Annotated in this window: 9 protein-coding genes and 3 pseudogenes; 3 read left to right on the top strand and 9 right to left on the bottom strand. The window is 68.6% G+C overall.

What is annotated here, in order from left to right:
- Positions 1 to 161 (bottom strand): annotated as a pseudogene (locus ACZ6D7_RS40285) (DNA-directed RNA polymerase subunit alpha); the annotation flags it as partial.
- Positions 162 to 1,089: 928 nt separating this feature from the next.
- On the opposite strand from ACZ6D7_RS40285, the gene ACZ6D7_RS40280 reads away from it, so the two are divergent.
- Entirely contained in the window at positions 1,090 to 1,413 is a 324-nt protein-coding gene (locus ACZ6D7_RS40280) for a hypothetical protein (protein WP_469501861.1), read from the top strand.
- A 26-nt stretch (positions 1,414 to 1,439) separates the two neighbouring features.
- On the opposite strand, the gene ACZ6D7_RS40275 is transcribed toward ACZ6D7_RS40280, so the two are convergent.
- From ACZ6D7_RS40275 to ACZ6D7_RS40265, 3 genes and pseudogenes are all read right to left on the bottom strand, one after another.
- The gene (locus tag ACZ6D7_RS40275) at positions 1,440 to 1,562 is read right to left on the bottom strand and encodes a 50S ribosomal protein L36 (protein ID WP_469501858.1); all 123 of its coding nucleotides are present in this window, start codon (positions 1,560 to 1,562) and stop codon (positions 1,440 to 1,442) included.
- A gap of 136 nt (positions 1,563 to 1,698) precedes the next feature.
- Positions 1,699 to 2,013, bottom strand: a pseudogene (locus tag ACZ6D7_RS40270) (aldo/keto reductase); the annotation flags it as partial.
- A 7-nt stretch (positions 2,014 to 2,020) separates the two neighbouring features.
- Positions 2,021 to 2,230 carry a hypothetical protein gene (locus tag ACZ6D7_RS40265; protein WP_469501856.1) on the bottom strand — a complete coding sequence of 70 codons (210 nt, stop codon included), beginning with the start codon at positions 2,228 to 2,230 and terminating at the stop codon, positions 2,021 to 2,023.
- A 500-nt stretch (positions 2,231 to 2,730) separates the two neighbouring features.
- Between ACZ6D7_RS40265 and ACZ6D7_RS40260 the strand changes: the two genes are divergently transcribed.
- Positions 2,731 to 3,780: a lytic polysaccharide monooxygenase auxiliary activity family 9 protein gene (locus ACZ6D7_RS40260; protein WP_469501854.1), complete on the top strand. Its 1,050-nt coding sequence runs from the start codon at positions 2,731 to 2,733 to the stop codon at positions 3,778 to 3,780.
- A 307-nt stretch (positions 3,781 to 4,087) separates the two neighbouring features.
- On the opposite strand, the pseudogene ACZ6D7_RS40255 reads toward ACZ6D7_RS40260, so the two are convergent.
- The 5 genes and pseudogenes from ACZ6D7_RS40255 to ACZ6D7_RS40235 all read right to left on the bottom strand — a co-directional run.
- Positions 4,088 to 4,526 (bottom strand): annotated as a pseudogene (locus tag ACZ6D7_RS40255) (VOC family protein); the annotation flags it as partial.
- Positions 4,527 to 4,856: 330 nt separating this feature from the next.
- Positions 4,857 to 5,405: a hypothetical protein gene (locus tag ACZ6D7_RS40250; protein ID WP_469501850.1), complete on the bottom strand. Its 549-nt coding sequence runs from the start codon at positions 5,403 to 5,405 to the stop codon at positions 4,857 to 4,859.
- Between the two features lie 803 nt (positions 5,406 to 6,208).
- Positions 6,209 to 7,267: a type III polyketide synthase gene (locus tag ACZ6D7_RS40245; protein WP_469501874.1), complete on the bottom strand. Its 1,059-nt coding sequence runs from the start codon at positions 7,265 to 7,267 to the stop codon at positions 6,209 to 6,211.
- Positions 7,268 to 8,018: 751 nt separating this feature from the next.
- Positions 8,019 to 9,224: a cytochrome P450 gene (locus tag ACZ6D7_RS40240; protein ID WP_469501847.1), complete on the bottom strand. Its 1,206-nt coding sequence runs from the start codon at positions 9,222 to 9,224 to the stop codon at positions 8,019 to 8,021.
- A gap of 579 nt (positions 9,225 to 9,803) precedes the next feature.
- Positions 9,804 to 10,709 carry a LysR family transcriptional regulator gene (locus ACZ6D7_RS40235; protein ID WP_469501845.1) on the bottom strand — a complete coding sequence of 302 codons (906 nt, stop codon included), beginning with the start codon at positions 10,707 to 10,709 and terminating at the stop codon, positions 9,804 to 9,806.
- A gap of 137 nt (positions 10,710 to 10,846) precedes the next feature.
- On the opposite strand from ACZ6D7_RS40235, the gene ACZ6D7_RS40230 reads away from it, so the two are divergent.
- The gene (locus tag ACZ6D7_RS40230; protein WP_469501841.1) at positions 10,847 to 11,665 is read left to right on the top strand and encodes a 3'(2'),5'-bisphosphate nucleotidase CysQ; all 819 of its coding nucleotides are present in this window, start codon (positions 10,847 to 10,849) and stop codon (positions 11,663 to 11,665) included.
- Positions 11,666 to 11,682: the final 17 nt, after the last annotated feature.

The raw sequence follows: 11,682 nt of genomic DNA, 5'->3' as shown, positions 1-11,682 counted from the left end.
ATGGACGTGACCGCCGCACCCGGGATCGAGGAGAGGAGGGTACGGCGGAGGGAGTTGCCGAGGGTGTAGCCGAAGCCCGGCTCCAGCGGCTCGATCACGAACCGGGAGCGGAACTCGTTGACAACCTCTTCGGTCAGGGACGGACGCTGAGCGATCAGCACGTGGTGTTGCCTCCAGTGGTTTGGCGCCCGCTATGGGACGCCGTAGACACCATGAAGGGTACGGGGCGATACGGGCTCATCGGTCTGCGTCCATGACCGGCACCGCGTTGCTGGACCCCGAAGGCCGAACCGGCCGACCAGGTCCTGGCTCCCGCCCCGTCACCGCTGCCTTCCCCACAGGCCCCGCCGCCGATCCCGGCCGAGCTGGAGAGCGACGCGAAGCGCATGCGGTTCCCCTGTCTCCCCAAGGCCGCCCCATCCGTGCCGGCCACCGCCCGCTCTCAGCGCTGGGACCCGGCCGAAGTCGTCCGGATCCTGCTGGAAGAGGAGATCCAAGACCGGGAGGCAGCCACCCTGGGCCTGGGCGTGAGCCCCGCGCGGCTGGCCCAGAACTACCGGCGGCCCTACTCCACGATGGTGAAGTACCTCGACACCCTCGACAACGCCGCCACACCTGTCCCTGCCGACCGCAGGATCCTGGCAGCGCTCGGACCGAAGATGCTGAGCTTCGCCCGCGAACGGGCCGTCGGCGCCCATCCCGCCCCGGTCACCCCGCAATACATCCAGCAAGCCCGAGATGTCCTGGGCGACGGTCCGCTGCTGGCACCCGTGGGCACCGTGGTCCTGGAGAGCGAGCCCGCGAAGGCACACGCGATCGCACGCGGCCACCTCGACCTCTACTTCCAACTGCCCTGCAGCTCATCACCGAACACGAGAGCGAGACCCCGCCGCGCGCCGAGTGGCGCCACCTCGCCGACCTCACCGGCATCACCTCGGTTCGACGACATCAACTTCCATTCCCGCCCGTACGACCCGTGGCTCGCCTACGGGCAGTCGAAGACCGCCAACGTTCTCTTCGCGGTCGCAGCCACCAGCCACTGGGCAGCCGACGGGATCACCGCCAACGCCGTCCACCCCCGGCGTGATCATGAGCACGCATCTGTCTCGCTACATGGACCCGGAGCAAGCCGCGCAGTTGCGCGCAGCGGAGGCGGCCGGGGAGGACGGGTCGATCCTCGGCGCGCCGTTCCGCTTCAAGACGATCCCCCAGGGTGCCGCGACGAGTGTGCTGGTGGCGACCTCCCCGCTGCTGGAGGGCGTCGGCGGTCGCTACTTCGAGGACTGCAACGAGGCGCTGACGCTGACGCCGGAGGCCGTGGGAACCACCTCCGGCGGCGTAGCCCCCTTCGCCCTCGACCCGGACGCCGCCGAGCGCCTCTGGGCGCTGTCGCTCAGCGCGGTGGGAGCGTGAGCGGGTGAGCCGCATGCGGGCGTGGGTCAGCCCTGGCGGGCCTTCATGCGCGGGTCGCGCTTGTTGATCACGACGGTGCGTCCGCGGCGGCGGACGACCTGGGCGCCCGGCTTGGCCTTGAGCGCGCGCAGCGAGTTTCGGACCTTCATAGGGACCCTGCCCTTCTTGGATCGCAGACTGATTGTGGTCACGTCAACAAGGGCAGGGAATGAGCTATTCCGCCGGGGTGCCAGAAGTCGCCGGCGGCGGACGTGGCTGCCTTCGCCGGTGGCGGACGTGGCTGCCTCAGACAGCCCTGGCCAACGCTTCGAACTCCCCGTCCCAGAGCCGCACCGAGGCCGCTGCGACGTTCTCCTCGAGGTGCGCCACCGACGACGTTCCCGGAATGGGCAGGATCACCGGGGACCGGCGCAGGAGCCAGGCGAGTGCGAGCTGGGACGGTGTCGCGCCGTGGCTCTTGCTGATCGTCGCCAACGGGCCCCTGGCTTCGGCGAGCGTGCCGGTCGCGATGGGGAACCAGGGGATGAAGGCGAGGTTCTCGGCTTCGCAGTGGTCGAGGACGTCTTCGGAGGTGCGGTCGGCGAGGTTGCAGAGGTTCTCTCGCGTCCTACGGGCCCGCGGAGTTCCTGGGCGAGATAGGTCTGACCCCCGCGCCGAGGATGAGTACCGACGGCTCCTCGCCGGCCGCCGCGCGTGGTGCGGCGGCGAAGTCCGGCGCGGTGCCTTCGCCGGAGCTCAGCGGGCCGGCGAGGCCGGACATGGCGTGGTAGAGCGACTGTGCGGATTCGGAGGGGGTGGCGGACGTGCGGGTACTCATGGCTCACCTCTCGGGTCGGACGGGACGTGCCGCTCCCGGTTCGTCTGGCTCCTGTGGCTTGTGCGGTGAAGAAGCCCGTGGGACCGGCCGCGGGATGGCCCCGAAGGAGACGAGACCTGGCCATGAAGTGCGCGCGAAGTGCGAGTTCGGCCTGCGCAAGGGGGTCTTCCCGGTCTGTTGAGAGCGGAGGACGACCGTTCGGGTGAGCACACGGAACGGAAGTGGACGCACGTCGGCGTGCGCTCGCGCCCGCCGGCCCCGCGGCGGACAACCTTCAAGAAGCCGTGTGCGGCGGGAGGAAGGTGACTGCGGTGCCGGGCACGGCCAGGAGCAGTTCGGAACCCGGCCTGACGCTTCAGAGAGCCCCTGGATGCCACCTGTGGCTCACCGCACTTGCGGCATATGCCGCCGCCAATAGTCTGATTAGTGGCAATAAGGGTGGTTCGGTGCGTGGTTTCGCGCTGGACCACCCGTTCCGTGCGACTGGAGGAGTTCCCAAGATGCAGCAGCCTCACCCGGCGGACCTGCGCGCGGTGGCGACCTACCGCGATGACGGTGACGTCAAGCTCGAAGGCATCTCACTCATCTGGCGGATCGGCGCAAACGCCCCCGGCCAGGGCACCACGGAGCCGTCCGACTGGAACAACGGACGCCCGGACTACCCGCACCACTACGAGGTGTGGCTGGACGGGCGTCCCGCGCAGACGGTGGACCTGTACTGGGCGACCTGGTATCCGCACTGGCAGTCGGCCAACCGGCACTGGGTGTGCCTCGGAGAGACCCCCGCCCGCGAGTACCGGGTGAAGATCCGGGCCCGGCACGCCGACGGCGCCTGGGGGCCGTTCACGGATGAGGTCACCGTCGACACGTCCACGTCCACGCCCTACAACGTGCACATCCCCATGCGCGCCGAGGACCGGGGGGATGACGGCCGGGAGCGGCACGGGAGTCTGGAGTTCCCGGTCAGCCGGGCGATCCGGGCGATCCGTGACGAGGACAATGCGCCGATCTGCCAGAAGGCGCGCGAGTTGAACACCTCGACCACCTGGCAGGAGGTGGTGCCTCCCGGCACAGCCGCCAACCCGCCGTGGAACGAGGCCCGCGGGTACCTGGAGTACCGCAAGTTCTTCCAGGGCGCCGACGTGGCATCGGCAGCGAATCCCGCCTTCCGGGGCCTGGACCTGGCGGGCGGGGACGGCCTGGGTGACTGGCCGACCAGCACGCTGGAGGCCGTCGACGGCCGGCACACCTTCACCTACAACTACAGGCAGAACCACATGGGCCCGAAGTGGACTCACCAGTGGTTCATCACCACAGAGGACTGGGATCCGGCCCAGGGAATCTCCTGGGACGTGCTGGAGCCGACGCCCTTCATGGTCGAGTACCACGGCGGCGGCACGCACGCCGACCAGGAGCTGCACTATACGACCGAGGCACTGGCATCCCGGCAGGGACGGCACGCCATCGTCAACATCTGGGGCGGCGGCGACGCCGGACACGACTCCAAGGGCGAGTTCTTCGTCAGCGTCTCCGACGTCGAATTCCGCTAGCGGTAGCGATCTTCTTCGTGAATCAACGGCTCTCAAGTCGCCCAACGCCTCCCCGAGGCGAGGCCCGCAGCGGCCCGGTGCTTTGCTGTAGGAGCACCTCGGTAAGTCACCTATCGAAGGGCGATGCGGTCACGACGGCAGTTCGGTCCCGGCCTGCTCACGCGCCATGTACTGGGCGTACCAGTCCGGCCAATTCCGGTCCTCCGCACCGATGCGTGCCTCGTGCTCCCCATGCGCGGCCGCGGCGCGGCGCAGCGCGCTCGCCAGGTCCTCTGCGGAGGCGAACGTCGTGGTCGCGGGATCCGAGGCGTCCCGGGAGTCGGGTGGTGACCTCCTGTAGGAGCCAGCCGTTGCCGTCGGGGTCGCTGAAGGACAGGAACGAGCCGTGGCTCGTGCGCTGTGGATCCGGCCCCGGCACCCGGGTGTCTGTCCCGGCGTGGTCGAAGACGCCGCCGGCGTCGTGGAACACCTCGCTCGGCTCGGCGCCGAGCCGTTTCAGCTCATCGTATGCGGCGTTGATGTCGTTCACGACAAGGTTCAGGTCCTGAGCCGAGCCCGGCTCTGGGACGTGACCGAGGTGCCGAAGATGACCGACGTCGGCGAGCCCGGCGGCGTCACCTGCACCACCCGGAAGTTCTCGTCCGGGGAGATGTCCGCGTCCAGCCTCCAGCCCAATCGCGTGTAAAGCCCTTGGCCCGGTCGACGTCGGACACCGGCACCACCACGACTTCGAGTTTCATATCCATGACTGACACCTCCTGCGCTCGTGCAAGATGTCGACATGACGAGACTCGCATGGCCGGACGCGAGCCGCGCTCGGGATCCGGTGGACGGCGGTCCGACCACGCCGGAGCTAGCTGTCGGGGGGAGTCGGTCGACGGCCAGGATGGCTTGGGCGGCGATTCGGGCCACGCGCTCGGCGGGCTGGCCTGGCCGAACACCTCCTGGGCTCCGCGCCGACAGGCGTGATCGTGGGCTCACGATGCTTGGGCGGCGGTCCAGAAGCAACCGCAACCCATCAGCAGGGACCCGTGGCGCACATGGGCATCGGCCGTGGCCGGCAGGCGGCTTGCGGCTTACGGTCTCTGTCCGAGGGCGCCGATGCCGAGTCGGCTGAGCAGCCAGAAGCTGATTGCGGTGCCGGTGCCGTAGGCGACGTGCGCACCGAAATCCCAGGCCACGATCCTGGTGTCGTACTGCCAGATCGGCTTGTAGAGCCCTGCGATCGGCAAGGTGACGTAGTCACCGGCGAACACTGCGGCACCGAAAGGCACGCCGTACACGGGGGAGGGCCTGGGCAATGATCCGGCCACGATGCCGTAGACCGCGCCCGCCGCTGATCCGTAGGCCCAGTGAGCGACGGTGCTCGTGAACCAGGCGGAACCATCAGGAAGCCGACGCTGGGTGAAGCCCTCGATCACCCGCTTCGCCACCTGCCCCGGATCAGGGGCCTTCTCCCAGCTCTCGACCGGCGCGAATTCCCAGGCGAGCGGACTGTCCGTCCCGCCCGCGCGACGGTACTTCAGGTAATGGACGGCATCCAGGCATACCGTTCCCACCGCCCCGGCCAGCAGGCCGGCCGCCACCGCCGCGAGTGGAGTCAGCGGGTTCCTTCGGGAGTGCATGACGCAATCTCCTTATCGGTCAGGGCCGGGAAGGTTGATGTTCTTCAGCGCCCGGACTGCGGTTGGGAGGCATCGGGCCCCGCATCGAGTATTCGGCGGCCACATCATGCGCGCACGAGGAGAACGTCCCCGGGCGCAGGTGAGGAGGAACCTGCGGCGGGCGGTCCTGACTTGAGCGGTACCGCGGAAGCACCCAACCGCGGGGGGCGCCCATTTGCCGAACCGCATGTCCACCGAGACAACCCACTCGGCGTCGCACATGTCCGAGCCGTACCGGAGCCGGCGATCCGGCCAGACGGCCGCGTTACCGAACCTGTGAGCGAGGCAGTCACACCCAGTCACACCCACGAGTGGACGAACCGGACCCTGCAACCACGACCACGCGACACTGCGACAACAGGGCCTTTCGATTCTCGCTGGACTCGACAACCGCGAGCTGCCAAGAGGCCCTTCCTCCAGGCCCGTGCACCGGCCAACTCACGCGAACCAGGACGCCGTTCGAAGCCCACCGACCACGTGAGCGGATGGAGAACAGCCAGTCAGACAGCGATCCGGTCCTGCCGGACGTGGCTGCCACCGATCCGCAGCTGGTGGGGTGCACGGTCTGGAGATCACCCTCGCGGTCAGCCTGGCTGACGAAGTACGGCGTGAGCCGGTCGGCCAACGCGTCACCGCGGTGATCGCGTTGGCCGACGACTTGGGGCGGAGACATTGCCGGCCGTACTGCCCGGTAGCCTCCCGGCCGCCCGAAGATTCCCGGATCCTGGCTGGTCGCCCCTTGGTTGAGACGGCACGGCGACGCGTCAGGATTCGAACTCCGAAGTCCAGGTGCCCAGGGAGATCTCGGCCGTGATGCCGGGCCCGAAGCCGGCCATCAGGCCGCGGTGGCCCTCAAGGGCTGATGCTTCGGCGAACATGCGGGCCAAGGCGTCGAGTACCACCGCGCTGGCTATGTTTCCGTACTCGGTGAGCGTGGCGCGGCTGAAGCGGAACGCCTCGCGTGGCACGTCGAGGAAGAGGCTCAGGTCGTCCAGGATGCGTGGACCGCCCGCGTGGATGATGTAGAAGTCCATCTTGCTGGCGTTCCATTGGTGCTGTTCCGCGACGGCCTGCAGCGCCGGGGCGAGTGGCTCCATGGTCCCGGGCACGCGCTTGTCGAGCTGGAAGTGGAAGCCTGTGGACCGGACCGCGTAGGAGATCCACTCCTCGGTGTTCGGGATGATGTACGAGCCGTTGCGTTCCAGGCGGACTCCGGTGCCACCGTTGCCCCGGATCACGGCCGCGGCGATTCCGTCGCCGAACAGGCCGTTGGACAGCAGCGACCCCACGCCCAGATCGGTGGGCTGATAACACAGCGAGCAGAACTCGCAGGCGATGACGAGCGCGTTGGCGTCGGGGTACGCCGTGCAGAAGTCGTGTGCCCGGTTGATGGCCGCGCCGCCTGCTGCGCAGCCGAGTTGGGCGATCGGCAGCTGTCGTGTCTCCGGCCGGAAGCCCATCTCGCCAATGAGCCACGCGGTCGGTGGGGGCATCATGAAGCCGGTGCAGGAGACGTAGATGATCATGTCGATCTGCTGCGGCTCCAGTTCCGCGTGGTCGAGCGCCCGGCGCACCACGGCCGGAACGCGGGCCTTGGTGTGCTCCTCGTAGGTGGTGCTGCGGGCGTCGAAGCCCGGGTGCTGCAGCACCTTCTCGATCGGCTGGATCAGATGCCGTTTCTGCACCCCGGTGTGCTCGATCAGCCTGAGGATCAGATCGAGCTGCGGATGGTCGCCGTGCAACCGTTGCGCCAGCTCAAGGGTTTCTTCGTTGGTGATGACGTACTCGGGTACCTGGATTGCAGGCCTACAGAGAACCGCCATGGAATGCCTCCCGCGGACGTGGTCCACATAGCCGGGCCCTGGCCGGATGCGGGCTGTTCGTCTTCCGGCGCCGGCCACCCGGATCCGTCCGCGCGGAAACGATGCGAACAGACCTGTGGTGGGCTCCGGCGCCGGTTTCGATACCCCTGGCACGGGCGCGGTCGGGGCAGATGTCGAAGACTCAAGTTCACCCCGTTGGGGCGGAAGGTGATCCGCCACGGCTTGATCAGCCGTCCGAATCACGCTACGACGGGAGGGTGAGCGTCGCATGTCGAGCGAGAAGCACAACGGGACGGCCCGGATCATTGCAGGCCGGTGGCGCCAGGTACGTCCTGATCGTCCTGCGATCCGGTCCCGGGGACGAGGCCGGTTCGCTCTGCGAGCGGCTCGCGGACCAGTGGACGTAGATCTCGGTGATGTCGACCGCGACGGAAGCTCTCCTCATCCGGGCAGACCGGCGGCCTGCCGACCCGGGCTGAGGGCCGGTCACCGCGAGCTCCGCGATGACCAGGTCCCTCGATCCAGAACTCCGCCCTACCCATCACCGATCAGGAGAATTCGGGATGAGGAACTACGTGACCCTTGAACCACCCTTGATTGCCGACAGGCGGGCGATTCACACCCGGAGCCGAGCACTGCGCCCCGCCGCTGGGCCCGGCGGCGGGGCGCAGTGCTGCGGGCGGCAGCCATCCAAAGGCCTACGAGGGGACCTCGGACACATGGACTCGGCGCGTTGCCGGGGGCGCTGCGGTCACCAGAGGACGGGCAGCGCGAGCGGATAGCGCCAGATCGACGTCTTGTTCCAGCGCACTTCTTCGGCCGGCTTCGCGAGCTGCAGGTCGGGGAAGCGCTCCAGAACGGTTCCGATTGCGACTTGCAGTTCTGTGGTGGCGAGCGGAGCGCCGAGACAGTGATGCCCACCCCAGCCGAAGGTCATGTGAGACGGGCCAGTGCGTTCCAGATCCAGCTCATCAGGACGGTCGAACTTCCGGCCGTCACGGTTGGCCGTCAGATAGGAGACGTGCACGATGTCCCCGGCGTGGATCGTCACCCCGCTCAGTTCCACGTCCTCGGTGGCGACGCGGGGGATACCGACGCCTTTACGGAAGGGGATGAAGCGCAGCAGTTCCTCGATGGCCTGCGGGAGCATCCCAGGATCGGAGCGCAGCATGGCGAGCTCTTTGGGACGGGTGAGCAAGGCGTAGGCGATGTTCCCGATCTGGTAGGTGGTGGTGTCCTGGCCGGTGATGAGCAGGACCATGGCCATGACTGCCAGTTCCTGGTCGTTGAGAATCTCATCTCCGTCACGAGCCGCGGCCAGAGTGCTGATCAGGTCCTCGCCGGGGTTCTCACGCCGGTGTGCCGTCAACCTCTCGAAGTAGGCACGCAGATCGGCCTTGGCATGTACGGCGTTGTCCCGGTTGTCGATGCCGGTGTCCATCATGGTCCGGGCGTGGGACCGCAGTTGGGCGCGATCGGCCTCGGGGATGTCGAGGACCTCGCAGATGGTGGCCAGGGGCAGGGGGTCCGCCAGGTGCTCGGTGAGGTCTGCGGGAGAACCATGCTCCTCCATCCGGTCCAGCAGCTCGTCCACGACATGCTGGGTGCGGACCCGCATGCGTTCCATGTGGTGGGGCGCGAAGCCTTTGGAGATCAGGCTGCGCAGGCGGGTACTGCCCGGTGGGTCCATCACGTTGATCGCCTCGTCCTGAACGATGGGTTCAGGGGTCATGCGCGGAAAATTCCGGCCGATGACGGCGCTTCGGCTGAAACGCCGATCGGTAGTCACCGTGCGCACATCGTCGTAGCCCGTGACAAGCCAGGCTTCGCCGTCGCCGTGGGGCAGCCGGATGCGGGAGACGGGCTCTTCGGTCATCAAGTGCTTGAGCACAGGGTCGAACTCGAGCGCCTCGGCATAGTCGAACGGACAGTTTCTCGAGACAGCGGCTGGTTCCATGCGAGGCTCCCAACGGGGGTCTGATGAGTAGCTCGAAGATGCCCGGGGCCGGACAGGACATGGGTGCCCGATCACCTGCAAAGGCACTCACCCCTCCGGCCAAACGGCCTAAGGGGTCGTTCCCATTCCGAACCTGACGTGCGCTTTCCGCTGGGCCGGCATGAGACGGCGGCTGGCACGGAAGCCTCGGTCCGTTGCTGACCGAGATGTCGTGGGGATGGCGGATGCCGTCGATGCGGGCGGTGCTGCAAGCACGGCAGAAGGCCGCGGCGGTGCGGGGGGAGGATCTCGAAACCGAGCTGGAGCGGGTGCGGGCGGCTCTGGCGGATGCGGAAGATGCGCTCAGGCGCCGGGTGATCGGCCTGGAGCACGATCGTCTACGACCGGAGCAAGACGGTCGTGCGCCGTCATGTCGCCCCGGATGGGGCGGTTCCCCTGCATCCGGAAGTGGTTGCGTTCGCCGGGCCCTACCACTTCGACATCGACGTCCTGGCCGCCTATCGGCCACGGGGCAAGGGGCGGGTCAAGGTGGGCGTGTGGGCGTGCGGGCGTGTGGGTGAAGGGGCCGGACGGCGCCGGCTACGACGCTCCGCAATTGGCCAGTGCGGTTCGGGCCAGTCCGCGCAGCCAGGCGTGGGCGTGGTCGGTGTCGTAGCGCTGATGCCACGACAGGTATATCGGTGCCGACGGCAGTTCGAGCGGGAGGGGGAGCACGACCAGGCCGAGGTCGGCGACCGCTGACCGCGTGGTGGCTTCGGGGACGCTGATCAGGAGATCGGAGCCGCGCGCGAACTCCAGGGCGGCCGCTTCCGTGGGCACGGTCGCCACCACGCGGCGGGTGAGGCCGAGCTGTGCGAGGGCGTCGTCGAGGGCATTGCTGAGGTTTCCCCGTCGCGAGACGGTGATGTGCTCAGCGGCGGCGTACTGCTGTGCGGTGACGGTGCTGACGCGGGTGAGGGGGTGTCCCTGCCTCGCGACGATGACGAGGCGGGTCTCGCCCACGTTCTCGGCACGGATGTCCGGTGCGCTCGGGCGGTTGGCGTTCGCCTCCAGGTCGACCTCGCCGCGCCGCAACTCGGGAGTGTCGATGCTCGATTCCGCGACGAAGCGCAGTCGCACGCCCGGCGCCTGTCCGCGCACGGCCGCGAGCAGTGCGGGGCCGCTCAAAGCGACCAGGGAATCGTGCCAGCGGAGTGTGAAAGTGCGCTCCAGCGTTGCCAGATCGAGTTCACTGCTGGGTGCCAGCACCCCCTGGACCTGGTGCAGCAGCTCGTGCACCTGTGCCCGGACGGCGATCGCATACGGCGTCGGGGTCATCGTGCGGCCGGTGCGCACCAGGATCTGATCCCCGGTCGTGCGCCGGATTCGGCCCAGACTCCGGCTCATCGCGGGGGCGGTGACATGCAGGCGCGCGGCCGCCCCGGCCACGCTTCCCTCCTCCAGCAGCGCGTCGAGCGCAGTGAGCAGGTTCAAATCCAATTGCATGCGAGTAATCCTAGCCGTGCTTGACATGCATTTGAAGTTAATCAAGGGGCTGTATAGCTTCGGGACGAGAGCGCAAGACGGAACGCACAGCGTGGCCCGAGCGGCCTCATCACCCCTCCTCACACGGGAGTACCACCATGTCCGAAACGCTTCAGACCACTGACGTCGCCGCCTCCGACGCCGACCTGCTCGGCCAGAGCGCGATCGCCGTGCGCGCGGCCGGTTCGGCGCTGCGCGAGCGCTTCGGCGAGGTGGTCCGCTACCAGACCCGCGAAGAGCTGATGCGCGCGCTCGCCGCCAACGACGACACGGCCCTCGACATCCTGCGCCCCCGCCTCACGCGCCTGCGCCCGGACGCCGGCTGGGTGGAGGACGAACTGGACGGCGGGGCGCTGCCGCCCGGCGAATGGTGGGTCGTGGATCCGGCCGAAGGCAACGTCAACCACCTGCACGCCCTGCCGGAGTGGGCGGTGACCGCCACCCTCGTGCGGGAGAACCGGCCGGTGCTGACCGCGGTCCACCTGCCGTTGACCGGCGAGACCTACACCGCGCTCACCGGCGCGGGCGCCTACCTCGACGGCCGGCCGCTGCACGCCTCCCGGACCGCGGACCTCGGCCTGAGCATCGTGGCCACCAGCCAGGCCCGGCCGGACGAGGACGAGAAGGTCGTGCGGCGCGTCGGCTCCTCGATCACCGCGATGCTCTTCGACGCGCTCGTCGTCCGCACCGCCGTGCCCGCGACCCTGCACCTGCTGGACGTGGCCGCCGGCCGGATCGACGCCTTCTGGCAGTTCGCCGGCGCCCGCGCGGACCTGCTGCCCGGGGCGCTGCTCGTCACCGAGGCCGGCGGACAGATCTCCGACGCCGAGGGCCGCCCCTGGACCCCGCAGAGCGAGAGTTTCCTGGCCGCCGCGCCCGGCGTCCACGCCGAGGCCGTCGCCACGCTCTCACGCTGACCGCGCACCACAACCTG

This window comes from Streptomyces sp. NPDC041784 (genome assembly GCF_055591025.1).
The sequence above is the reverse complement of the archived record's forward strand: the minus strand, read 5'-3'. Positions and strand labels throughout refer to the sequence as shown.